Annotated in this window: 25 protein-coding genes and 2 pseudogenes; 15 read left to right on the plus strand and 12 right to left on the minus strand. The window is 70.8% G+C overall.

The genetic code is table 11. The features are described from left to right. Positions 1 to 43 precede the first annotated feature (43 nt). A complete protein-coding gene (locus tag ACQPXB_RS38970; protein ID WP_366583155.1) occupies positions 44 to 772 on the plus strand; it encodes a VOC family protein in 729 nt (242 codons plus the stop codon). On the opposite strand, the gene ACQPXB_RS38975 is transcribed toward ACQPXB_RS38970, so the two are convergent. Together ACQPXB_RS38975 and ACQPXB_RS38980 are read right to left on the minus strand one after the other, a co-directional pair. Continuing rightward, entirely contained in the window at positions 750 to 1,709 is a 960-nt protein-coding gene (locus ACQPXB_RS38975; protein ID WP_432846702.1) for a LysR substrate-binding domain-containing protein, read from the minus strand. The two genes, ACQPXB_RS38970 and ACQPXB_RS38975, sit on opposite strands and share 23 nt — an antisense overlap. Before the next feature lie 30 nt (positions 1,710 to 1,739). Continuing rightward, positions 1,740 to 3,455 carry a DUF6461 domain-containing protein gene (locus tag ACQPXB_RS38980; protein ID WP_432846704.1) on the minus strand — a complete coding sequence of 572 codons (1,716 nt, stop codon included), beginning with the start codon at positions 3,453 to 3,455 and terminating at the stop codon, positions 1,740 to 1,742. Positions 3,456 to 3,555: 100 nt separating this feature from the next. Between ACQPXB_RS38980 and ACQPXB_RS38985 the strand changes: the two genes are divergently transcribed. Beyond that, positions 3,556 to 4,026: a GNAT family N-acetyltransferase gene (locus tag ACQPXB_RS38985; protein WP_366583152.1), complete on the plus strand. Its 471-nt coding sequence runs from the start codon at positions 3,556 to 3,558 to the stop codon at positions 4,024 to 4,026. Here the strand turns inward: ACQPXB_RS38985 and ACQPXB_RS38990 are convergent, their stop codons facing one another. From ACQPXB_RS38990 to ACQPXB_RS39000, 3 genes are all read right to left on the minus strand, one after another. Beyond that, positions 4,027 to 4,428 (minus strand): hypothetical protein, encoded by a 402-nt coding sequence (locus ACQPXB_RS38990; RefSeq protein ID WP_366583151.1) that lies wholly within the window; start codon positions 4,426 to 4,428, stop codon positions 4,027 to 4,029. It lies immediately after the preceding gene. 136 nt (positions 4,429 to 4,564) lie between these two features. After that, entirely contained in the window at positions 4,565 to 5,485 is a 921-nt protein-coding gene (locus ACQPXB_RS38995; protein ID WP_432846706.1) for an NADP-dependent oxidoreductase, read from the minus strand. Further along, positions 5,482 to 5,922: a nuclear transport factor 2 family protein gene (locus ACQPXB_RS39000; RefSeq protein WP_432846708.1), complete on the minus strand. Its 441-nt coding sequence runs from the start codon at positions 5,920 to 5,922 to the stop codon at positions 5,482 to 5,484. Before ACQPXB_RS39000 ends, ACQPXB_RS38995 begins: the two co-directional genes overlap by 4 nt. A 93-nt stretch (positions 5,923 to 6,015) precedes the next feature. Between ACQPXB_RS39000 and ACQPXB_RS39005 the strand changes: the two genes are divergently transcribed. From ACQPXB_RS39005 to ACQPXB_RS39040, 8 genes are all read left to right on the plus strand, one after another. After that, on the plus strand, positions 6,016 to 6,843 hold the full coding sequence (locus ACQPXB_RS39005) for a LysR family transcriptional regulator (protein ID WP_432846710.1): 828 nt from the start codon (positions 6,016 to 6,018) through the stop codon (positions 6,841 to 6,843). Between the two features lie 122 nt (positions 6,844 to 6,965). Continuing rightward, positions 6,966 to 7,652, plus strand: a complete 687-nt coding sequence (locus tag ACQPXB_RS39010; protein WP_432846712.1) for a FadR/GntR family transcriptional regulator — start codon at positions 6,966 to 6,968, stop codon at positions 7,650 to 7,652. Further along, on the plus strand, positions 7,649 to 8,494 hold the full coding sequence (locus tag ACQPXB_RS39015; protein WP_432846714.1) for a creatininase family protein: 846 nt from the start codon (positions 7,649 to 7,651) through the stop codon (positions 8,492 to 8,494). The genes ACQPXB_RS39010 and ACQPXB_RS39015 overlap by 4 nt, the downstream gene beginning before the upstream one ends. Then, positions 8,491 to 9,348 (plus strand): transporter substrate-binding domain-containing protein, encoded by an 858-nt coding sequence (locus tag ACQPXB_RS39020; RefSeq protein ID WP_432846716.1) that lies wholly within the window; start codon positions 8,491 to 8,493, stop codon positions 9,346 to 9,348. Before ACQPXB_RS39015 ends, ACQPXB_RS39020 begins: the two co-directional genes overlap by 4 nt. A gap of 12 nt (positions 9,349 to 9,360) precedes the next feature. Next, positions 9,361 to 10,116, plus strand: coding sequence for an amino acid ABC transporter permease (locus ACQPXB_RS39025; protein ID WP_366583145.1), 756 nt, complete (start codon positions 9,361 to 9,363; stop codon positions 10,114 to 10,116). Further along, on the plus strand, positions 10,113 to 10,886 hold the full coding sequence (locus tag ACQPXB_RS39030; protein ID WP_366583144.1) for an amino acid ABC transporter ATP-binding protein: 774 nt from the start codon (positions 10,113 to 10,115) through the stop codon (positions 10,884 to 10,886). The genes ACQPXB_RS39025 and ACQPXB_RS39030 overlap by 4 nt, the downstream gene beginning before the upstream one ends. Further along, on the plus strand, positions 10,887 to 11,855 hold the full coding sequence (locus tag ACQPXB_RS39035; RefSeq protein ID WP_432846718.1) for an alpha/beta hydrolase family esterase: 969 nt from the start codon (positions 10,887 to 10,889) through the stop codon (positions 11,853 to 11,855). It abuts the gene before it with no gap. 132 nt (positions 11,856 to 11,987) lie between these two features. Continuing rightward, positions 11,988 to 13,688, plus strand: coding sequence for a hypothetical protein (locus ACQPXB_RS39040; protein ID WP_386947216.1), 1,701 nt, complete (start codon positions 11,988 to 11,990; stop codon positions 13,686 to 13,688). 199 nt (positions 13,689 to 13,887) lie between these two features. On the opposite strand, the gene ACQPXB_RS39045 is transcribed toward ACQPXB_RS39040, so the two are convergent. After that, a complete protein-coding gene (locus ACQPXB_RS39045; protein WP_386947214.1) occupies positions 13,888 to 14,928 on the minus strand; it encodes an LLM class flavin-dependent oxidoreductase in 1,041 nt (346 codons plus the stop codon). A gap of 100 nt (positions 14,929 to 15,028) precedes the next feature. On the opposite strand from ACQPXB_RS39045, the gene ACQPXB_RS39050 reads away from it, so the two are divergent. Beyond that, positions 15,029 to 15,856, plus strand: a complete 828-nt coding sequence (locus ACQPXB_RS39050) for a helix-turn-helix transcriptional regulator (protein ID WP_366583139.1) — start codon at positions 15,029 to 15,031, stop codon at positions 15,854 to 15,856. 4 nt (positions 15,857 to 15,860) lie between these two features. On the opposite strand, the gene ACQPXB_RS39055 is transcribed toward ACQPXB_RS39050, so the two are convergent. Continuing rightward, positions 15,861 to 16,313 (minus strand): Lrp/AsnC family transcriptional regulator, encoded by a 453-nt coding sequence (locus ACQPXB_RS39055; RefSeq protein WP_360595072.1) that lies wholly within the window; start codon positions 16,311 to 16,313, stop codon positions 15,861 to 15,863. A 150-nt stretch (positions 16,314 to 16,463) separates the two neighbouring features. On the opposite strand from ACQPXB_RS39055, the gene pdhA reads away from it, so the two are divergent. The 3 genes from pdhA to ACQPXB_RS39070 are packed head-to-tail and all read left to right on the plus strand — an operon-like array spanning position 16,464 to position 19,854. Continuing rightward, positions 16,464 to 17,567 carry a pyruvate dehydrogenase (acetyl-transferring) E1 component subunit alpha gene (gene pdhA / locus ACQPXB_RS39060; RefSeq protein WP_432846721.1) on the plus strand — a complete coding sequence of 368 codons (1,104 nt, stop codon included), beginning with the start codon at positions 16,464 to 16,466 and terminating at the stop codon, positions 17,565 to 17,567. After that, entirely contained in the window at positions 17,564 to 18,610 is a 1,047-nt protein-coding gene (locus ACQPXB_RS39065) for an alpha-ketoacid dehydrogenase subunit beta (protein WP_432846723.1), read from the plus strand. Before pdhA ends, ACQPXB_RS39065 begins: the two co-directional genes overlap by 4 nt. Then, positions 18,610 to 19,854, plus strand: coding sequence for a dihydrolipoamide acetyltransferase family protein (locus ACQPXB_RS39070; protein WP_432846725.1), 1,245 nt, complete (start codon positions 18,610 to 18,612; stop codon positions 19,852 to 19,854). The genes ACQPXB_RS39065 and ACQPXB_RS39070 overlap by 1 nt, the downstream gene beginning before the upstream one ends. A 6-nt stretch (positions 19,855 to 19,860) precedes the next feature. Here the strand turns inward: ACQPXB_RS39070 and ACQPXB_RS39075 are convergent, their stop codons facing one another. From ACQPXB_RS39075 to ACQPXB_RS39095, 5 genes and pseudogenes are all read right to left on the minus strand, one after another. Continuing rightward, positions 19,861 to 20,580 (minus strand): hypothetical protein, encoded by a 720-nt coding sequence (locus tag ACQPXB_RS39075; protein WP_432846727.1) that lies wholly within the window; start codon positions 20,578 to 20,580, stop codon positions 19,861 to 19,863. A gap of 102 nt (positions 20,581 to 20,682) precedes the next feature. Beyond that, a complete protein-coding gene (locus ACQPXB_RS39080) occupies positions 20,683 to 21,048 on the minus strand; it encodes a hypothetical protein (RefSeq protein ID WP_432846728.1) in 366 nt (121 codons plus the stop codon). Further along, positions 21,005 to 21,625, minus strand: coding sequence for a MarR family winged helix-turn-helix transcriptional regulator (locus ACQPXB_RS39085; protein ID WP_432846730.1), 621 nt, complete (start codon positions 21,623 to 21,625; stop codon positions 21,005 to 21,007). The genes ACQPXB_RS39080 and ACQPXB_RS39085 overlap by 44 nt, the downstream gene beginning before the upstream one ends. An 89-nt stretch (positions 21,626 to 21,714) precedes the next feature. After that, positions 21,715 to 21,810, minus strand: a complete 96-nt coding sequence (locus ACQPXB_RS39090; RefSeq protein ID WP_432856960.1) for a TOBE domain-containing protein — start codon at positions 21,808 to 21,810, stop codon at positions 21,715 to 21,717. A 53-nt stretch (positions 21,811 to 21,863) separates the two neighbouring features. Beyond that, positions 21,864 to 21,923: pseudogene (locus tag ACQPXB_RS39095) on the minus strand (hypothetical protein); the annotation flags it as partial. Between the two features lie 335 nt (positions 21,924 to 22,258). On the opposite strand from ACQPXB_RS39095, the pseudogene ACQPXB_RS39100 reads away from it, so the two are divergent. After that, positions 22,259 to 23,040 (plus strand): annotated as a pseudogene (locus ACQPXB_RS39100) (DNA glycosylase AlkZ-like family protein). Positions 23,041 to 23,046: the final 6 nt, after the last annotated feature.

Raw genomic sequence — 23,046 nt, forward strand, 5'->3', positions numbered from 1 at the left:
ATGGGGTTCTACCGTTCGCAACCACGACGTCGAAAGGATTCCGATGAGCCCCGTCGAGACCAACCAGCCGCTGGGCACGCCGACCTGGATCGACCTGGCCGTGCCCGACCTCGATCGCGCGCGGGCCTTCTACGGCGCCGTCTTCGGCTGGGACTTCGACGGCGGCGACTGCCTCCTGCGCGGCCTCCCCGTCGCCGGTCTGCACCACGCGGCCGACCCCCTGCCCGGCTGGCAGGTCCACCTCGCGACGGACGACTGCGCCGCCACCGCCGAAGCCGTCACCGCGGCCGGCGGGACGCTGCTGCGCGAACCGCACGACGTCGGGGACCGCGGCCGAGCCGCGCTCGCCGTGGATCCGTCCGGCGCCCCGTTCGGTCTGTGGGAGGGGCACGCCTTCCCCGGCGCCCGCCTGGTCAACGAGCCCGACACCCTCGTGCGCAACGACCTCGTCACTCCCGACGCGACCGACGCCCGCAAGTTCTACTGCACCGTCTTCGGCTTCACGCTCGACGGCAACGCCGACCTGCCCGACGCCGACTTCACCTTCCTGCGCCGGCCCGACGGCCACGAGGTCGGCGGCATCTTCACCCTCCGGGACGCCACCACTTCGGCCTGGGCCACCACGTTCGAAGTCGCCGACGCCGACGCAGCAGCCACCAAGGTCCGCACCGCGGGCGGCGAAGTCGCTTCAGTGGAGGGGACGCCGTACGGGCGGATGGCGACCGTGACCGACCCGTTCGGCGCCGGCTTCACGATGATCGCGCGCCCTTGACCAAATCACGGCGGACGTGGCCGGGCACCCAGCTCGCTCCGGCCGGGCCGGCCCACCCGCGCCGCACGAACGCGACCAGCTCGGCCAGCCCGCGGTGACCGGTCCCCGGACGCCACACCAGTGACCACGGGTAACACGGCACCGGCTCGACCACCGGAATGCGCTGCAGTTCGTGCCGCTCGGGCCACGCGATGCGGATCTTCTCGCCGACGAACGTCAGCAGCGTGCGCGACTCCGCCAGCGTGTCGAGCAGCGCTTCGAGCCCGAAGTTCGGCCCGGCCGGGTCGACGTCCACGCCGAACTCCGCCGACAGCTCGGCGTAGAAGCCCTCCCACTCGCTGCCGCCCCGGATCCCCGGCACCCACGCGCGGTGCTCGGCGACCTCGGCCAGGCGCACCTCCCGCCGCCCGGCCAGCGGGTGCTCCGGCCCGACCACGATCTGCAACGGCTCTAGGTACGCGTACACGTGCTTCAGGCCCTCCGGCGGCTCACGCAGGTACGTGAACCCGGCGTCGACCGCGCCCGCGCGCAGCTCCCGCAGCGTCTCGGCCGCGCCGCCGGACGTGAGCATCTCCATCGGCACCTCACGGTGGTCGCGGTGGAACTCCCGGAACAGCTCGGCCGCCGCCAGCCGCCGCCCGAGCACGTCGACCCGCAACGGCCGCGTCTCCCGCTGAACCGACTCCACCGCTTCGGCGACCGCACTCAGCACGGCTTTCGCGCGCGGCAGGAACGTCCGCCCGTCCGCCGTCAGCGACGCCCCGGCCGCGACCCGCTCGAACAGCACGACCCCCAGCTCGCCCTCCAGCCCCGCCACGCGCTTCGACACGGCCTGCTGGCTGATCCCCAGCCGCCCGGCCGCCAGCCGGAACTGCCCCTCCTCGGCGACCGCGACGAAGGCACGGAGTGCTTCGAAGTTGATGCCCTCCAGTGTCACCTCACCCCGATGGCGTGACCCGCCCGGCCGTCACAGGTCCGCCAAGGGATAACCCATGCCGGCCTCCTGGATCTCGTCGAAGTCCTCCACCGTGAGCCCCCGGCCGGTGAACCGCTCGACGGCCACCAGGCCCTTCTCATACCGGTCCCGCCAATCGTGGAAGTCCAGCCCCTCGACGGCGGCGGCCACTTCCGGATCGTCGCCGAGCGAGCGGCCGAGTTCGTCCGAGGCGAGGAGTTCGCCGTCGCGAGCGAAGGAGAGCCGGCTGACGGCGTTGACGTTCCAGAACATGCTCGCGGCGCGTCCTTCTCGCGACAGTTCGGCCAGCACCTCGCGCTGCGCGCCACGAATCCCGTTCTCCTCGATGGCCAGCACGATTCCGTCCACTTCGGACGCCGTCACCCAGGGGCCGAACTCGAGGTCCGAGTCGAGCAGGTCCTCGATCGGTTCCGGCTCCCGGATGTCCGCGCCGAACGCCTGCAAGACCTCCCGCAGCGTCAGCCCCACGACCACAGTCACGGTCGCTCCCTCCGACAGTGCACTCTGGCTGACCCACCGGTACGCCGCCTCGGGTAGGTCGACCCCTGGGGGCTCCGGTTCGCCGCGCAGCCGGTGGCCCAGCCGGTCGGCTCGCGCGTGGACCACGGCCGGTGCCGGCGGCGCTTCCCACACGACCAGCTCGTAGTTCTCGGTCTCGACGTCGTCGCGGCCGTACGCGTACACCCGCACCCGCAGGTCACCCGGCCGCGGCGGTGTCGCGATCCGACGGTGGTTGTAGTGCTTCGGTCCCACGAAGGTCGCGTCGCCGCGGCGAGCCGGCCAGCTGACCTCCGCAACCTCGTGCCAGCCCTGCGTGTCGATCTTCGCCGGTGGCTCGGCGAGTACCCGCATCCGGACTTCCAGCACCCCGGTTTCCCGCCCGGTCCGCACGAGCACTCCACCGTCGACGACTTCGACCAGTCCGTTGTCCGCGAATTCGCCTGGCTCGGCGACCGGTCCCTCGGCCAGTGCGAACACGTGGTCGCGCACGGCCACCTGCATAGAGCCGAAGGCCGGCAAGCGGTACTCGGCGCGCTTCTTGGCAAGCACCGCCTCCTCGTACACCACGGGCATGCTCCGGCTCGGCAGAAGAGCCGACGCCACGCCCAGCCCGAGCCCGATCTGCGCGGCGACCTTGTCGTACGCGGCATCGCCCAGCACGCCGGCCGCCGTCACCACGGCCACCGCGAGGTATGCCGCCCCGTGCGCCGCGGCGACCGCCTCTTCGTCGCCCGCTGCGTCCGCACCCAGCGACCCGGCCACGGCCTCGTGCTCGACCAGCCGCGACACCAGGCCGGCGATCACCTCCACCGCACCCGGCCGGGAAGTATCGAAGAATCGGGCTTCGCGCAACGCCTCGGCCTCGGTGTTCAAGGACCCGAAGGCGAACGTCCCGGTAACGCGGTCGCCCAGACCCGCCGCGGCGCCCGCCACCGGCGGCAATGCGCGCACGGTGAGCTCCAGCGCCCCGTGCACGCGTTCCACGATCCAGACCGGCAGCCCCCGCAAGGCCCGGATCGCTTCGGGCTCCCCGGGCCGCGCGCGGTGTTCCTGCCCGCCACGCCATCGGCCGAGCGCGGCCGCGGCCGTCACCGGCACCGCGGCCGCCACGCGCGGCGCCTCCCGGACGATGGCTTGGACCAAAGCCGGCATCACCTCGTCTTCGCGAGCTGTCCCGGGCGTGCGGTCGGAATCGTTGTCCCCCATGGCACCCATCCTGCCCGATCACCGTCCGCCGCGGGGACCGTTCCCGAACGCCGCTCGAACTCGATTGCGCTGCCGGCCTCCCGACCGCTAAACAGGCATCGTGAACCTCCGCCTCCTCGAAGCGACCGCCGACGACGCCGCCGAACTGATGGTGCTGCAGCGGTGCTGCTGGGTTCAGGAAGCCCTGCTCAACAACACCCTGGAGATCCCCGCGCTCCACGAGACGCTCGACGAGGTCCGCGAGTGGATCCGCACGTGGCGCGTGTGGGTGTTGCGGCAGGGTCCGCGCCTGGTGGGCGCGGTGCGCGGGCGGCTCGAGGACGGCGCCTGGGAAGTCGGGCGGCTGATGGTCGCGCCCGACCTCGCCGGGCACGGCCTGGGCCGGCGGCTGCTGGAGCAGGTGGAGAGCCAGGCGCCCGCGTCGGCGGACCGCTTCGAGCTCTTCACGGGCGCCGCGAGCAAGCGCAACATCACGATGTACGAACGCGCGGGCTACCGCTTGACCGACCAGTCCGGCCCGGTCGACGGCCACATCCAGCACGCGGTCTTCCTGGTCAAACGCCGGGCGTGATCACCCCGTGTGCAGGTGCGCCGCCAGCCGGATCCGCAGCCCGCGCACGTCGGCCAGTGCCACCGAGAACGTCTCCGCCGGCCGGTGCCCCGCGGTGTTGTTCCACCGTCCGCACGGTCCGGTGACGTACGTGAACCCGTTACGCGTCAGGGGAACCGACCAGATCTGCTCGCTGCCGCGCCCCGCTCCGGACCGCGGCGCGTGCCAGAACTGCGCCGTCGCCATCACCTCACCCAGCGCCCCCACGAACGCGGGCACGTCCTCGTCGCGCAGCCCGAGCCCCCGCCCAGCCCACACCCGCGGCAGGTCCGGTTCGCCCTCCCCGGGCCGCAGCGCACGCCCGAACACCACCTCGTCGTCCCCGACGTCAACACTCCAGCCCGGCGCCGTGATGCGCACCATGGTTCGACTCGCTTCCTGAGTTCCGGCGCCGAGTGAACCACGCCCGCGCCGAACCCGACTGAGCGATCACCGCTTCAGGAAGCGTGTTCCGCCTGACTCCCCTCACCACAGCCCCGGTCCGCGCCGCCTCGCCGGGTCAGTCGCACACCAGCACGACCTTCCCCGGCGCGTGACCCTCAGCCAGCAACCGCTGCGCCTCGGCCGCCTGGTCCAGAGGGAACGTTCGCGCCACGCGCACCGAGAGCGTGCCCGCCTCGGCCAGCTCCACCAACGTCAGCAGGTCCCGCCCGTCGAGGCGAGCGAACACCGGAATGGTGCCGGGGAAAGAGAACTCCGCGATCGACGCGACCCGCACGTCCGGCGCGGCCAGGTCCGGAGTGGACGAAAGGGCGCCCCGGCCGGTGGTGTCGAGCACGGCGTCGACACCACCCGGAGCCAGCGCGCGGACCCGCGAGGCAAGACCCGAGCCGTAGCCAACCGGCGAGGCACCCAGCGACCGCAGATACGCGTGATTCGCCTCCGAAGCCGTCCCGATCACCCGCACCCCCCGCGAAACCGCGAGCTGCACCGCGAGCGAACCCACGCCACCCGCGGCCGCGTGCACCAGCAGCGTCTCACCCGCGGACAAGCCGAGAGCCCGAACCGCCTGCAACGCGGTCAGCCCACCCAGCGGCAACCCGGCCGCCTCGGCCCACGACAGCCGAGAAGGCTTGCGCGCCAACATCCGCACGTCGGCGGCCACCTTCTCCGCGTACCCGCCATTGCGATGGGCGACGTCCCCGCGGACGTACCCGATCACCTCGTCGCCAGGGGAGAACTCGGGCGCCGCCGGACCCGCTCGCTCAACGACGCCCGCGATGTCCCACCCCGGCACCGCGGGAAAGTACGTTTCGAGGGCGTCGGCCATCGCGCCGGCCTGCACGCCGAGGTCCGCGGGGTTCAGCGCCGCCGCCTTCACGCGCACCAGCACGCCGTCGAGATTCGTCTTCGGGTCCGGCAGTTCGGCGAGCTCCAGCACCTCCGGCCCGCCGAACCGGTGGTGCACCACGGCTTTCACGCCTCCGGCTCCAGCGGAAGATCGCCCAGCACGTCGTGGCGGGAGATCTTCCACTCGACGCGGCGCAGCTCGGTCTCGTAGTAGCCCGACTCGATGGGCCGCACCACCGGCGACGGCAGCGTGCGCGTCTCGAACACCACGTACTGCGCCGACAACCGCGCCCGGTCGCCGTCGACCTCGATGAGGTGGTCCGCCGTCACGTGGTGCCCGGTGCCGCCTTCGGGGTGTGGCTTCATGAAGTTCTCCACCGCGTACCGCACCCCGGCGCCGCCGATCAACGGCTCGCCGATCTGCTCGTACGTGCCGGGGCCGGTCCGGACGTGGATCCGGACCTCGGCGTCGTCGGTGAACAGCGCGCCCTGCGCGGCGCCGTCACGCCGGTCGGTCGCGCGGACATAGCGGGCCAGGACCCCCTGGACCGCGCGTTCGTCACTCACGGAAATGGCCTTTCTCTGGGGGACGTTTCCAGCCAACCCCCGCGTGACCTGCGGAACGATGACCGTCCGGGCGGCGATCATTACCCTGGAGGTATGGATCGCCTGGAGACGCGCGAGCTGGCCTACTTCGTCGCGGTGGCCGAGGAGCTGCACTTCGCCCGTGCCGCCGAGCGGCTCGGCATCGCCGCGCCGCCCCTCTCGCGTGCGATCGCCCGGCTCGAACGGCGCATCGGCGTGCGGCTGTTCGACCGCACCAGCCGTCGCGTCTCCCTCACCGAAGCCGGCGAGGTCTTCCTCGCCGAGAGCCGCGCGGCGCTGGCCGCCGTGGACACCGCGGTGCGGCGCGCCCAGCGCGCGGCCCGGCCGGCGAGCCTCGTGGTCGCCGTCCGCTCCGGCACCGGAGCGGGCCTGCTGTCCGATCTGCTCGAGGCCTACGCGCACCGCCCCTCCGCCGCACCGGTCGAGCTGCTGTTCACCACCGACCAGACCCGAGCGCTGCGCGAAGGCACCGCCGACGTCGCCGTGCTCTGCGCGTCCTCGGACACCACCGGACTCGCGACCACGGAGCTCGCCGTCGAATCGCCGGTCGCCCTCCTGCCCGCGTCCCATCCCTTCGCGACGCGCGCGGCCGTCCCCCTCGACGAGCTGCGCCGCGTCGACGCCTACCGCGCGACGTGCCCGCCGGTGTCGCTCGACGAGATCGTCGACCGCGTCGCGCTCGGCCAGCTCGTCGTCGTTGTCGGCGAGAGCGCCGCGAGCCGGATCGGCGACGCCGTGGTGGCCGTTCCGGTCGTCGGCCAGGCCGGCACCACGCTCGTGCTGGGCCGCGCCGCGGGCACGCCGACGCCGGACCTGAAGGCCTTCGAACGCACCGCGAAGGACATCGCCGCGCGGCGCCTCGCCACCGCCGGCACGGCGTAGCCCGCGCGCTCGAAGATCGCCCCAAACCCTCCCGAACTGCGCTCATGCACGTTCGTCGCGAAATCCTTGACTTCAAATTGAGCAAGTGATTTAGTCAATTCACTCGCAGAACGGAGTCACCGATGACCGAAGCGCACCCGAAACCCGGGCTGTCCGAACAGCTCGTGGCGGGGCTGCTGGAGCTGATCGCCGACGAGCGACTGGCGCCGGGCGACAGCCTGCCGACCGTGCGCGTGCTGGCCGAGCGGTTCTCCGTGACCACGCCGACGATCCGGGAAGCACTGCGCCGGTTGCAGACCACCGACGCGGTCCGCATGCGCCACGGCTCGGGCATCTACGTGGGCGACGGCGTCCACCGCACGCTCATGCCGAACCCGAACTCCGCGCCGATGAAGGACGAGCTGATCCTCCAGCTCGTCGACGCCAGGCTCACGATCGAGCCCGGCATCGCCGCGCTGACCGCGATCAACCGCAGTGAGGAAAGCCTGCAGCGCCTGGAGCTCGCGCTCGACACGGCCAAGCGCGACAGCACCGACCACCGGCCGCACCTGAACTTCCACCGGGAGCTCGCCGGCGGTTCGGGCAACCAGGTGCTCTTCGAGGTCGTCGACTCGCTGCTCGCCGCGCGTGGCCGGGAGCAGAAAGCCCTGCGTGCCCTCATCGAGGACCGCCGGCGCGACTACGAGGAGCACCTCGCCATCTTCGACGCCGTGCGCTCCGGCGACGCGGCCGCCGCGGAGGAACACACCCGCCACCACCTCGAACAACTCCGCACCGAAGTGGCCCGCCAGCTCGGGCGGGCCGAATGACCGGGAAAGACACCATGCCGATCGCACCACGTTCACACCGCCTCGCCGATCTCACCTGGCCCGAGATCGACGACCTGCGCCCGCACGCCCCCGTGGCGATCGTGCCGCTCGGAGCCACCGAGCAGCACGGCCACGGGCTCGCGCAGCGCACCGACACCACCCGGGCCGAGGTCGTCGCAGACCTTGTGGCGCAACACCTTTCACCGAAGGTCGTGGTGACCCCGGTGATCCCCGTGGGGGTCTCCGAGCACCACATGGCCTTCCCCGGCACGCTCACGCTGTCGCCGATCACGCTGCAGCAGGTGATCGTGGAGCTCGTCACCAGCCTGCACCGCCACGGCTGGCGCAAGGTCTACGTGCTCACCGGCCACGGCGGCAACAACGCCACGGTCGAGGTCGCCGTCACGCGGCTGCGCACCGACCTGCCCGACCTGCACATCGCGTGGAGCGGGATCACGCCCGTGGTCTCGGACCTCGTGTCGAAGCTGTCCGAAAGCCGGATCGGCGGCCACTCCAGCGAAATCGAGACCTCGCAGGCGATGTTCGCCGACCCGGACCTCGTGCTCCCCGAGCGGCTCACCCCCGGCAGCTCCACCTTCGACGACCTCGACCAGGCGGGCAAGCTCAGCCGCTCGCGGCCGGGGATCCACTTTCCACAGTCCTATCACGACCTGAGCAAGACCGGCACGCTCGGCGACGCCACCAAGTCGTCCGTCGAGATCGGTGCTCGGCTGGTGGAAGCCACCGTCGAGCGCATCAGCGGCTTCCTGCAGGAGTTCCTCGACCTGCCGGAACGCCAGTCCGCCCCCACCCTCACCCGCATTCCCCAGGAGACGCCATGACCGCCCCGACCCGACGCCGTCTCGGAGTGGCCACCCTCGTGCTCGCGGCCGGCCTCACGCTGACCGCCTGCGGTGGCAGCGACGACCAGGCCGCCAACCCGCTCGGCACCGCCACCCCCGGCAAGGTCCACTTCGCCTTCCGCTCCGACGACAAGCCGACGTCGTTCATCGACGGCGGCAAGCCCGCCGGCTTCCTCATCGAGCTCACGCAGGCGATGGCGCAGAAGATGAACCTGACCGCCGACTACACCGCGACCGACTTCGCGAGCATGCTGCCCAACATCCGCAACCACAAGTACGACTCCGCCGCGTTCGGCACGCTCGTCACGCCGCCGCGCCAGGAGGTCACCGACTTCACCACCGCGGTGAACTACGGGCAGGCGCAGCTGATCTCCCGCAAGAGCGCGCCACTGACCACTGTGGACGCTTCGGGCGGCAAGACCATCGCGATCACCCGCGGCAGCGAGCTGATCCCGCTCGTGAAGAAGCGCGTGCCGACCGTGACGGTCAAGGAGTTCCCCAACATCGCGGCCAGCTCCAACGCGCTCACCGCCGGCCAGGTCGACGGGCTGTTCACCGGCGTCGCGACCACGAACGACCTCCTGGAGAAGCACCCGGACTACCAGGCCTCGCCGGCGATCACCAGCGGCATGACCGCGTTCCCGGTCGCCAAGGACAAGCCCGAGCTGAAGAAAGCGCTCGACGACGCGCTCAAGGCCGTGATCGCCGACGGCACGTACACGAAGCTGTTCGACAAGTGGAACCCCAAGGGCGTCGCGATCCCGGACGACATGCTCAAGGCCTACCCCGGCATGCAGCAGCGCCCCGGCGTCACCGCTGCCGACGGGTCCTGAAAGGACAGCGCCATGGACGGTCTGAAACAAATCTGGGACACGTTCTTCGACCTCGACCTCATCGGCAGCACGCTCCCCACGCTGCTGAAGGAGGGGCTGCTGAACACCCTGTTCCTCACCGTGCTCGCGAGCGCGATCGGCCTCGTGGTGGGCATCTTCCTCGCCAGTGGCCTGATGTCCCGCTTCCGCGTGCTGCGCCTGCCCTGCCGCTGGTACGTCGACATCCTGCGCGGCCTGCCCCACATCCTGAGCATCTACCTCATCGGCCAGGGCCTGCCACTGGCCGGGCTCACGATGTTCGGCAACTGGACCTACGGCTACGCGGCGCTCGCGATCGGGCTCATGGAAGGCGCTTACATGGCGGAGATCTTCCGCTCGGGCTTCCAGAGCGTCGACAAGGGCATCGTCGAAGCGTCGCGCAGCCTCGGGATGTCGCACACGAAGACCATGCGGCTCATCGTGATCCCGATCGGGTTCCGGCGCGTGCTGCCGGCGCTCACCGGCCAGTTCATCCTGGTCATCAAGAGCACGGCCCTGGTCTACCTGCTGGGCCTCGCCGCCGGGCAGCGGGAGATGTTCGCGATCGCCCAGGACACGTCCACCAACAACGCTTCGCTCTCACCGCTGGTCGCCGCGGGCCTGTTCTACCTCGCGATCACCGTGCCGCTCACCTACGTGGTGAACAAGTGGGACAAGCGGATGCGCGAAGGCCGGCCCGCCGCGGCGACCACGCCGGCGGCCGTGCGCACCGAGGAGGCTCTCGTATGACGCGGGCGAGCACCGCGGCGGCCGACGCCGTGACCACCACCGGGACGACCGTCCGCTACGAGCACATCGACAAGACCTTCGGGAACACCCCGGTGCTGCACGACATCGTGCTCGAAGCCCCGGGCGGCACCACCACGTGCATCATCGGCCCGTCGGGTTCCGGCAAGTCGACGCTGCTGCGCTGCACCAACCTGCTGGAGATCCCGACGGCCGGGCGCATCTTCATCGGCGACCAGGCCATCACCGACAAGGGCGCCGACGTCGACCGCATCCGCACCCGCGTCGGCATGGTGTTCCAGAACTTCCACCTGTTCCCGCACCACACGGTGCTCGACAACGTGACGCTCGCCCAGCAGCAGGTGCTCGGCGTGTCTCGCGACGAAGCTGTGGAGACCGCGCGGGCGAACCTCGCCGCGGTCGGGCTCGCGGCGTACGAGAACCGCCGGCCCTCCCAGCTCTCGGGCGGTCAGCAGCAGCGCGTGGCCATCGCGCGGTCGCTGGCGATGAACCCCGAGGTGATGTTGTTCGACGAAGCGACGTCCGCACTCGACCCCGAGCTCGTGAAAGGCGTGCTCGCCGTGATGCGCGACCTGGCTTCCCGCGGCATGACGATGATCGTGGTGACGCACGAGATGCGGTTCGCCCGTGAGGTCGCCGAGCAGGTCGTGTTCCTCGACCAAGGACGGCTCGTGGAAGCCGCCCACCCCACCGAGTTCTTCGAGTCCCCCCGCAGTGACCGGCTCCGGTCCTTCCTCGACGAGGTGCTCTGAATGAGATTCGCCAAGCTCGCCGCTGTCGCCGCGCTTGCGCTGACCGCCACGGCGGTCGTCCCGCAGACCGCGTCCGCGACCCCCTCCGTGCGCAACTACCCCCGGGTTTCGACGGGCTGCACCGCGCACTCGACCTCGCTGCCGCTCGGCCAGACGGTCACGCAGACCATCACCTCCGGCGGGCTTTCCCGCGACTACCTGATCCACCTGCCCGCGAACTACCAGCCGGGTCACCCGATGCCCGTGGTCATGGCGTTCCACGGCCGCAAGGGCGACGGCAGCGACATCGAAGAGTTCTCCGGCATCGACGGCCTCGACACCATCGCCGTCTACCCCGTGGGCGCCAAGGGCGAAGCCGACCAGCGCGCCTGGCAGAGCGCGCCGTACGCCGCGCCGGGCGTCGACGACGTCCGCTTCGTCGGCGACCTGCTCGACCACCTGCAGGCGACGCTGTGCGTGGACCCGCTGCGCATCTTCGCCACCGGCAAGTCCAACGGCGCCGGCTTCGTGTCGCTGCTGGCCTGCCAGCTGCCGATGCGCATCGCCGCCTTCGCCACGATCGCCGGCGCCTTCTACCCCGGCACCACGGTCGGCTGCTCGTCGAGCGTCCCCGCCCCGATCGTCGACTTCCACGGCACGGCCGACCCGACCATCGAGTACAACGGCGGCACCAGCCACAGCGAGCCCATCCCCAACCTCATGGACTGGGCCCAGAACTGGGCGAACCACAACCACTGCGCCGCGACGCCGGTCAGCACCCCGATCGGCTCCGACGTGATCCAGTTCTCGTGGCAGAACTGCGCCGTCAACGCCTCCGTCACCCACTACCGCATCCTCGGCGCCGGCCACACCTGGCCCGGCGAGCTCGTGGACAGCGGCCCCGGCTCGGCGACGCAGACGGTGAAGGCCCAGGACGTGATCTGGAACTTCTTCAACAGCCACACACTCGGCTCTGGTTTGTTCCGCTGATCCCGCGGTGATGTCCGGTCGGGCGCGCAACCGCGCCCGGCCGGGCACTTCTTTTGTCCGGACCATTGTCGCCGGGATCGCTTGCCGGTCAGATCTCTTTGGCTCGTCACACAAGTCGAAGAGGGGACAGTCATGGGTTCGGACTACCAGATGAGACGCCGCCGAGCACTGCAGGCGTTCGGGGTCACGGGGGCGGCCACGTTGGCGGCCATGTACACCGCCGATCCGGTACTCGGTGCGACGTTGGGCTACGACGAGAAGATCGGCGTCGACCCGGCCACGTACACCGCGCCGACGGGCGTGGCGCAGGACAGCCCCGGCAAGACGACCGCGTTGAACTGGCTCCGGGACAACGCGAGCGCGGTGACCGGCCTGTCGGACAAGGTCTGGTCCCACGCCGAGCTGTCGCTGCGCGAGTGGAACTCCGCGCTCGACTCGGCGGAGCTGCTGCGGCGCAACGGCTTCACGATCGAATGGGGCGCCGGCGGCTTCCCCGCCGCGTTCGTGGCCACCTACGGCTCCGGCAAGCCCGTCCTCGGTTTCAACGCCGAATACGACGCGCTACCAGGCCTTTCGCAGAAGACCGGCGTCTCGACGCACGACCCGCTGGTCTACAACTATGACGCCTACGGCCCCAGCTACGGCGCCGGCCACGGCGACGCCCACAACACCCTCGGCGCCGGCTCGATCGGCGCCGCCATCGCCGTGAGCAAGGCCATGAAGCAGAACGGGCTCGTCGCCACGCTCAAGGTGTTCGGCGCGAGCGGCGAGGAACAACTCGTCGGCAAGCCGTACAGCGCGAAAGCCGGGCTCTACGAGGGCCTCGACGGGTACCTCGACTGGCACCCGTTCACCGTCACCCGCGCCGACTGGGGCACCACGTCGGCCCTCATGTCGGCCACGTTCACCTTCCTCGGCGCGGCCGGCCACGGCGCGACGCCGCTGGGCAACAAGAGCGGCCTCGACGGCGCGCTGCTGATGGCGACGATGAGCGAGTTCCTGCGCGAGAAGAACGTCGCGGCGTCCGGGCGCTTCCACTACGCCATCATCAACGGCGGCGGCGCGCCCAACGTGACGCCGGACATGTGCTCGATCTGGTTCTTCGTGCGCGAAGGCAGCCCGGGTCGCGCGCAGGTGCTCTACGACAAGATCGTGGCCTGCGCCAACGCCGCCGCGCAGGCGAGCCAGACGAAGCTGATCCACAAGTTCCACTCCGGCACGTGGAACTCGCTGGGCAACAAGGTCGCGGCCGAGGTCCTCAACGACAACATGACCAAGATCGGTCCGCCGCGGTTCACGGCCGCCGACCACGACCTGGCGAAAGCCCTGCAGCGCTCGCTCGGCAAGCCCGAGATCGGCATGCCCACCGAACTCGTGCCGCTCACCGCACCCGACCCGGTGTTCCTCGGCGGCCCGTCCGTCGACACCGCCGACGTGAGCTGGCGGACCCCGAAGGTCACCGCGCTCATCGCCACGTTCCCGCCGGGCCTGCCCAACCACAACTGGGGTGTCACGGCCACGGCGGCCACCAACATCGGCCACCAGGCCGCGCTCTCCGCCGCGAAGTACCTCGCCGCGACGGCCGTCGACCTCATCACGCAGCCCGAGCTGCTCCGGCGCATGCAACAGGAGTTCACCGAACGCACCCGCGACGCGAACTGGAAGAGCATGATCCCGGACGGCGTCCAGCCGCCGATGTACGAACCGCCCGCCGACTTCCTCGCCAAGACCGGGCAGAAGTTCCCGCCGCCGGGAATCACGTGGCCGGTGCCGGAAGTGGTGGCGCAGGAACAACTCGGCACCACGGGCCCGGCCCTCCCGCCGCAAGTCTGACGGTCGCGTCCGGCGCTCCTGAGGCAGAACCGGGGGATGCCGAATCTGCTCGAGATGAGCGATCGCGAGTACTTCACCCAGTTCGCCCGGCGCACCGGCATGTTCCTCGGCAGGACGACCCTCACCGGGGCGATGGCCTTCCTGGTGGGTTACGACCAAGGCGCCGCGGACTGAGCCGCGGCACCTTTGCGGCCACGGCTCACTCCGCCATCAGCTCCCGCACCATCGGCGCCACGCGAGTCCCGTACAGCTCGATGTTGCGCAGCACCGACCCGCGCGGCAGCCCGGCCAGTCCGTACTTCAGGTCGAACCGCGTGGCCCCCACCGTCTTCAGCGACGCGGCGATCTTGCGCGCCACCGTCTCCGGTGAGCCGACGTGCCAGGCGCCGCGTTCGGAGACCTCCTCCAGGAACTGCTCGCGCGACGGCGGCCGGAACCCGCGTTCGCGCGCGACGCGGGTGAGCACGTCGACGTAGTGCGGGTACAGCTCCTCCATCGCGTCCTCGTCGCTGTCGGCGATGTGGCCGGGCATGTGCAGACCGATCGCCTTCTGCGGCTTGTCGAGCCGGCGCTGCACGTCGCGGAACAGGTCCGCGAAGGGCTTGAACCGCGCGGCCGGGCCGCCGATGATCGCGAGCATCAGCGACATGCCGTACTTCGCCGTCCGCAGCACCGATTCGGGGCTGCCGCCGACGCCGATCCACGCCGGGATCGGGCCCGTCTCCGTGTGCGGCACCACTTCCTGGCCGTTCAGCGAGGGCCGCAGCCGGCCGGACCACGTCACGGGCTTCTCCTCCAGCAGGCGGGAGAACAGGTCGACCTTCTCGTCGAACAGCTCGTCGTAGTCGCCCAGGTCGTAGCCGAACAAGGGGAACGACTCGGTGCTCGACCCGCGGCCCAGGATCACCTCCGCGCGTCCGTGCGAGAGCGCGTCGAGGGTCGAGTAGCGCTGGAAGACGCGCACGGGGTCGTCGGAGCTCAGCACCGTGACGGCGGAGCCCAGCCGGATGCGTGACGTGCGCGCCGCCACGGCCGCCAGCACCACGTCGGGCGCCGAGAGCGGCATGTCCACCGTGTGGTGCTCACCGATGCCGAAGAAGTCGAGACCCACGTGATCGGCGAGCACGCCGTGCTCCACCAGGCCGCGGATGGTCTCGGCGTGGCTGACGGGGGTGCCGCCGTCGTCGGAAAGCACGTCCCCGAACGTGTCCAGTCCAAGGGTGACCGAATACTTCGTCATGCCCCGATGTTGTAACCACCGCGGCAACCGCACCTCGCCACGCGCTGGGTACCCACACGAGGGGACGGCAGCGGGCGAGCCGCCGAAGGAGAATCGGGTCATGAGCGAGCAGCGCAACACCGAACTCGGGGACTTCCTGCGCTCCCGCAGGGCGGCGCTGACGCCCGCGGAGACCGGGGTCCCGACCTACGGCACCCCGCGGCGCGTCCCCGGGCTGCGGCGCGAAGAGGTCGCGCAGCTCGCCGGCGTGAGCGTGAACTACTACACCCGCATCGAGCAGGGCGAGAGCCACCAGATGTCCGACTCGGTGATGGAGGCCATCGCCAACGCGCTGCGCCTCGACGAAAGCGAGCGGATGCACCTGCTGCGCCTGGCCTGGCCCGCCCAGGTGATGCGGCGGGAGGCAGGCCCGGAAATGGTGCGTGACTCGGTTCTCGCGCTGGTCGAGGGCAACCTCGACCAGGCGGCGATCATCGTGGGCCGGCGGACCGACCTGCTCGGTGGCAACCGGCTCGGCTTCGCGTTGCTGGGCATCGACCGCACCGCGCGGCCCAACCTGACCAAGCACATGTTCCTCGAGCCGGCGATGCGCGACCTGGTCGTCGACTGGGAGCGCCAGGCCCGCAACGCGGCCTCCTACCTGCGGATGGCCACCGGCGAGCAGACCGAGGACCCGAAGATGGCGGAGCTGATCGGCGAGCTCAGCATCCACAGCCCGGAGTTCGCGCGGATCTGGGCCTCGCACCCCGTGGCGGAGTGCCTGCACTCGGTCCGCGAGTACGACCACCCGCTCGTCGGGCGGCTCACCCTCAACGAGGAGAGCCTGCGGATGCCCGACGACACGGGTCAGCGCATCATCTTCTCCGGCGCCGAGCCCGGCTCGCCGTCGGCCGAACGCCTGAAGCTGCTCGACTCGCTGGTCTCCTGAGGCCTCACAGCTCGTCGAAGACCAGCACCGTGTGCGTCGAAAGCACGTCCGGCATCGCCTGAAGCCGTTCGAAGACCAGGTCGCGCAGGCTGTCGGCGTCGCTCGTGCGGACGAACAGGATGAGGTCGTTGTCCCCCGAGACGAGCCCGCCGTGCTCGATCTCGGGGATGCTCTTGAGCGCCGCGCTCACCGTGCGCCACGAGTTCTGCGTGACCTTGAGGTAGACGTACGCCGCGAGCCCCTGACCCATCCGCCGCGGATCGGTCACCGCGGCGTACCCGGTGATCACGCCTTCGCGGTGCAGCCGCTCCACCCGCGTGTAACAACCCGCTCGCGAAATGTGCACGCGCTCGGCCAGCGCCCGCATCGAGGCGCGCCCGTCGGCCTTGAGCTCGGCGATGAGTTTCAGGTCGACCTCGTCGAGGGCGGCCGCCATTCGTCCACCCGGCTCGGACATCCCGGCACCTCCCGAAGCCAATAATCCGGCTCACTGTGAGCGGGTGAGCCATTGTTCCACACTTGCCGTGGATACCTGGATCCCTGATCGGTGCGGAGCGAAGATCGGCGTTAGACGTCTTCCCCTGTTCCCCGTCGATCGGAGCTGCCGGTGACCACCACGGAACGCACCGCCGCGTCGTTCTTCCTTCCGAGCGACGAGCCCCTGGGCCTCATCACCGCCGACGGCGCGCCCGTCGCCGACCCCGCCCTGGAGATGCCGGCCGACGACGTGCTGCTGCGCCTGCACCGCGCGATGGTGTCGGGCCGCCGCTTCGACGCGCAGGCCACCGCGCTGACCAAGCAGGGCCGCCTCGCCGTGTACCCGTCCGCCCGCGGCCAGGAGGCGGGTGAGATCGGCTCGATCCTCGCGTTGCGTCCGCAAGACTGGCTCTTCCCGACCTACCGCGACTCGATGGCCGTCGTCGCCCGCGGCGTCGACCCGGTCGAGGTCCTCACGCTGTTGCGTGGCGACTGGCACTGCGGCTATGACCCGTACCGCGCCAACGTCGCGCCCCAGTGCACGCCGCTGGCCACGAACACGCTGCACGCCGTCGGGTTCGCGCACGCCGCCAAGACCAAGGGCGAGGACACCGTCGCGCTGGTGCTGCTCGGCGACGGCGCCACCAGCGAAGGCGACACGCACGAGGCGCTGAACTTCGCGGCCGTGTGGCAGTCGCCGGTGGTGTTCCTGGTGCAGAACAACGGTTACGCCATCAGCGTGCCGCTTTCGAAGCAGACCGCGGCGCCTTCGCTCGCGCACAAGGGCGTGGGCTACGGCATGCCGTCGGTGCTGGTGGACGGCAACGACGCGGCCGCCGTGCACGCCGTGGTGGAGCAGGCCGTCGCGCGCGCCGCCGCCGGTGGCGGGCCGACGTTGATCGAGGCCCTCACCTACCGCGTCGAGTCGCACACCAACGCCGACGACGCCTCCCGCTACCGCGACCGAGCGGAGGTCGAGGCCTGGCTCACCCGCGACCCGATCGCGCGGCTGGAGCGTTACCTCACCGACCGCGGCCTGCTCGACGACGCCGCCCGCGAGGAGATCGCCGCGCGCGCCGAGACCGAAGCCGCGTCGCTGCGCGAGCGCATGAACGTCGACACCGTGCTCGACCCGGCGGACCTGTTCCGCCACGTGTACGCCGAGCCGACGGCCGCGTTGCGCCGCCAGGCCGAAGACCTCACCGCCGAACTCTCCTTCGGAGCCGAAGAATGACCGCGACCCTGGATTCCACTTCGGCCACCGCCGCCGAACCGGACACCGTCACCATGGCCGGCGCGCTCAACCGCGCCCTCGCCGACGCGCTGGCCGAGGACGAGCGCGTGCTCGTGTTCGGGGAGGACGTCGGCACACTCGGCGGTGTCTTCCGCGTCACCGACGGGCTGGCCGCCCGCTTCGGCGAGACGCGGGTGTTCGACACCCCGCTCGCCGAGTCGGGCATCGTCGGCACGGCCATCGGCATGGCGATGAACGGCCTGCGGCCCGTGGTGGAGATGCAGTTCGACGCGTTCGCCTACCCTGCGTTCGAGCAGATCACCAGCCACCTCGCGAAGCTGCGCAACCGCACGCGCGGCGCCGTCGAGCTGCCCATCGTGATCCGGATCCCCTACGGCGGTGGCATCGGCGGCGTCGAACACCACTGCGACTCCTCCGAGGTCTACTACACGCACACGGCGGGCCTGCGCGTTGTCACGCCGGCTTCGCCCGCTGACGCGTATGCGCTGCTGCGCCAGGCGATCGACAGCCCGGACCCGGTGATCTTCCTGGAGCCCAAGCGGCGCTACTGGGAGAAGGAGACCGTGCGGCTCGACCACCGATCGTCCACTCTGGACCGCGCGGTCGTGCGGCGCTCGGGCACCGACGTCACGCTGATCTCCTACGGCGGCGCGCTCGGCACCACACTCGAAGCCGCCGCGGCGGCCGAGGAAGAGGGCTACAGCGCCGAGGTGATCGACCTGCGCAGCCTCGCCCCGTTCGACCTCGACACGGTCGCCGCGTCGGTTCGGCGGACCGGGCGCGCGGTCGTGGTGCACGAGGCCAGCCGCTTCTGCGGCTACGGCGCCGAGGTCGCGGCCCAGCTGTCGGAGACGTGCTTCCACTACCTGGAGGCGCCCGTGCTGCGCGTCGGCGGGTTCGACATCCCGTACCCCGCCCCGAACCTGGAGAAGCACCACCTGCCGAACGTCGACCGGGTGCTCGACGCGATCGAGCGGCTGCAGTGGGACGACGCGGCGCCGCTCACGAAAACGGAGGCGTGATGGCCGTCTTCAAGCTGCCCGACCTGGGCGAGGGCCTGACCGAGGCCGAGATCGTCGCGTGGCACGTGGCCGTGGGCGACACCGTGACCGTCGACCAGACGGTGGTGGAGGTCGAGACGGCCAAGGCGAGCGTCGAGGTGCCGGTGCCGTTCGCGGGCCGGGTCGCGACGCTGCACGGTGCGGCCGGCGACGTGCTGACCGTCGGCAGCCCGCTGATCACGGTGGAGGAGGCGCCGGCGTTTCTGGAGCCGGGGGTGGTGACGCCTTCTCCGTCCACTTCGGAGGGCAGCGGCAACGTCCTCATCGGATACGGCACCGGTACGGCTCAGGCGCGGCGGACCCGTCGTGCTCGGGGCACGCGGCGGCCCGGAGCCGCGGTGGTGTCCGCGCCGCGGCCGGTGAACGAGCGCGTGCGCGTGGTGTCGCCGTTGGTGCGGCAGCTGGCCAAACAGTCCGGTGTGGACATCCACGCGCTCGCCGGTTCGGGCACCGAAGGGATCATCAGCCGCGCCGACGTCGAGCGAGCGATCGCCGCGGCCGTCACTCCTGCCGCCTCCGACGAACGCCGGATCCCATTGCGCGGCATCCGCAAGACCGTCGCCGACAAGCTCACCCGCTCGCGCCGGGAAATCCCCGAAGCGACTGTCTGGGTCGACGTCGACGCGACAGCCCTGCTCGAAACCCGCGCCGCCCTCAACTCCGACGTCGGCGCGCCGAAGATCAGCCTCCTCGCCCTGCTGGCCAAGTTCACCGTCGAAGGCCTGCGTCGCTTCCCCGAGCTCAACGCACACCTCGACGGCGACGAGATCGTGATCCCCTCGGCCGTGCACCTCGGGTTCGCCGCGCAGACCGACCGCGGCCTCGTGGTCCCCGTCGTGCCCGGCGCGCACGAGCTTTCGGTGGAACAGCTCTCCGGCGCCCTCGCCGAACGCACCGAGCGCGCCCGCTCCGGCTCACTCGCCCCCGCCGAGCTCACCGGCGGCACCTTCACGATCAACAACTACGGCGTGTTCGGCGTCGACGGTTCCGCCGCCATCATCAACCACCCCGAGGTCGCGATCCTCGGGATCGGCCGGATCATCGACCGCCCGTGGATCGTCGACGGCCAGGTCGTGCCGCGCAAGATCACCGAGCTGACGCTGGCGTTCGACCACCGCGTCTGCGACGGCGGCACGGCGGGCGGGTTCCTGCGGTTCATCGCGGACTGCGTGGAGTCACCGCTGCGGCTCCTGCGCGGCTTGTAGCGTTGCTCAGGCGAACTTGATCTCACTGAGGTCGATCGACACCAGCAGCGGTTCCGGCACCGGCTTGCCGTCCTCCCCGACGGGGTAGACGCGACGCTTGGTGGGGACCACGATGCCGTCGACCTCGCGGTGCTCCGACGAGTAGTGCGCCGCGAGGCCGCCGGCGACCGCCTCGGCGTCGTAGTCGTGGCGGCGGATGAGGCCGTCGGCGTCGAAGTAGAAGGTCTGCACCTTGTTGTGCGTGGTGAGGTCGTCGGGGAACTCCACGCGCAGGCGGCGCCACGTCTCGCCGTCCTCCTGCCACGGCGCGAGCTCCTCGGTGCGGAAGCCCGGACGGGTGAGCGTGAACGGCGTGGTCAGGTACGTCCACATCGCGTAGCCCGCGAAGTACGCCGTCTGCAACCGGTCCCAGTGTGACTCCAACGTGTGGCCGGCGAACGACGCGCGCAGGTTGTCGCGCTCCTCCACGACCTCGCCCGCCGCGTTCTCGATCGCCACGTGCTCGCCGCGGAACGCCGTGCGCAGCCCGGGCCCGCCGAACGGCGAGTGGCTGGTGAACTGCCGATGCAGCTCGACGCGGACGTCGATCTCGTCGAGCAACCCAGCCTGGCCCTTCAGCGGAAACACGACCCCGCCGTTGCGCAGGTGCGCGCTCACACTGTTCAGCTCGTTCCAGCGCTTCAACCCACCGTGCGCCTCGACGGCGATGTCCAGCAAGTCACTCATGTCCGTAACTCCGATCCTCGGGTGGCTCGTGCCTCACCACTTGAATATGACCGGTCGTCTTAACTCTTGTCAACCCCTCCTCCTTCGGGGCTCGGCTACCGCTTACCGGCTACCGGCGAAGAACTCCCGCCCCGCCGGCACCCACAGCAGAACCACCGACGCGACTTGCAGCGCCCCGAGCACCGGGATGACCGCGTGGAACATCCCCGAGGACGACCACGAGAACACGCTGAACAGCACCCCTGCCAACTGCGAGACGGTCACCAGCCGCCGCACCCACACTCTCCCGCCCCTCAGCTTCCACGCCGGCACCACGCACAACAGCAGCAGCACCAGGTGAAACCCCACCGCCGCCCCGACCGCCACATCGGCCGCGCGCGCCACCTCAGCCACCCCGAACTCCGGATGCGCCGCCGCAACCTCGTCACGCACCGCCCCCTCGCGCGCCCACATCACCAGCGGCACCACCAGGTGACTCACCGCCACGAGGCCCAGCAAGCCCCGCGCAACCTGCACAACGGCGGGTATTCGGGCCGGAGCTATCGCAGTCATTTCTCCCCTCATCACCCTGGCGTTTCCTCCGCCAGCGCGGCCCACTCCCGCGCTGCGCCGCCGAAGCTGCGTCGCCGCGGGTCGACCACGCCTGGTTCAGGCGGGTGATCAGCTCGCGGGCCCCGGTGACGTCTTCGTCCGACCAGCCGGAGATCACGTCGGCGAACACCGCCGCACCGGCGGCGACCGTGGCTTCGGCGTCGGCGCGGCCGGTTTCCGTCTGCCGCACCAGGAAAGTCCGCGAGTCCGCCGGGTCCGGCTCCACCGCGATCTGCCCGGCCGCCTCCAGCGCGGCGAGGTGGCGACTGGTCGCCGACGCCGTGAGCCCCAGCTCGGTCGCGATCGCGTTCGGCCGCACGGGCTGCCGGGCCGCGACGGTGCCCAGCACGCGCACCCGCGTCAGGTCGAGGTGCCGCGAGATCCGGCGGTGGCCGGTGTCGATGAGCTCCATGACCGCGCGGGCCAGGTCTGCTCGTTCATTTCGTTGCGGCATGAAACGACCTTAGCACGCACGACTGGAAACGGGCACAAAAAAGCCCGAACCCGCTGGTCAGCAGGTTCGGGCCGCGAGCTGGCGAAACGTCACTCGACGCCGAGCATGACCTCGGTCGACTTCACCAGCGCGGTCACCGGCTTGCCGACCTCGAGCTCCAGCTCCTCGGCGGCGTCCTTGGTGATCGAGGCGGGACGGACTGGCCGCCGTCGAGCTGGACCGTGACCACGGTCATGACCGCGCCGGGCTTCACCGCCGACACGGTGCCGACGAGCTGGTTGCGGGTTGACAGGCGCATGTGGACAGTCCTTTGTGCAGTGCGTGGAAGTACGACAACGCCGCCACAGTAATACTTTTCCGCGAGCACCGTCGCCGCTTCGATCACCCACCGAACCGACCTGCAGCACCACTCATCCCCCTGGTCCCGCACTTGCACGCCCAGCGCCCCCACCGAGCAGCACCCGCATTTCCCTGTGATTTTCACCGCCCGCGTGTCGCGCTGGGTTTAGCCGCGTGGAACTGCGCACCCGGGACGCCCGCCGGCCGGGGGCGCGCGACGTGTGCGAGGTCCTCGGCGCGCTGCGGTGCCTGCAACTCGACTCGATCAGCGTGGTCGCGCACAGCCACCACCTCGTGCTGCGCAGCCCGCTGCACCAGGCACTGATTCGCGCCTACCCGGCCGAGAAGTCGGCGTACGGGCGCCGGGTCGCCGAGTTCCTCCACGGCAACGCCGCCTTGCGTGACCACATCCGCGATCGGCTCCGCGAATCCGGCCCGCTGCCGGCCGGCGCGTTCGAGGACCGATCGGCGGCCGGGTGGGTCTCGGGCGGCTGGACGACCGGGCGCAACGTGGAGAGCATGCTCGACGTGCTCTGGTTCCGCGGCGAGATCATGGTGGCCTCGCGAACCGGCGGGAAACGCCTGTGGGACTTGGCTTTCCGGTGCTTGCCCGCCGGCCTCGGGCCCGCACCCCTGACCGAGACCGAGATCGTGACGCGCTGCGCGGAACACGCGCTGCGCGCCCTCGGCGTCGCGCGGCGCTGCTGGAGGCGATCACCGCCGGCGGCTGGACGGCGCGCACCACGTTGCTTTCGCCGTTCGACAACCTCATCTGCGACCGCGGCCGCACGCAACGGTTGTGGGGATTCGAGTTCTGCACGGAGATGTACGTGCCGAAGACCAAGCGCCGCTACGGCTACTACGTGCTGCCCGTCCTCCACGGCGACCGCCTGATCGGCCGGGTCGCCCCGCGCGTGGACCGGCGCCGCCGAGTGCCCGAGCTCGAAGGTGTCCACGCCGAGGCCACCGCGCCGGCCCGCGCGGGTGCCGCCGTGCGCGCTGATCAGGAATTGACGTTTTCCTTGCGCCACTTGATCATGCGCGGAACACCCACCCCGCCGTACCGTAAAGCTTAGCTTTGA

The organism is Amycolatopsis sp. CA-161197, from assembly GCF_050942255.1.
Lineage (GTDB): Bacteria > Actinomycetota > Actinomycetes > Mycobacteriales > Pseudonocardiaceae > Amycolatopsis.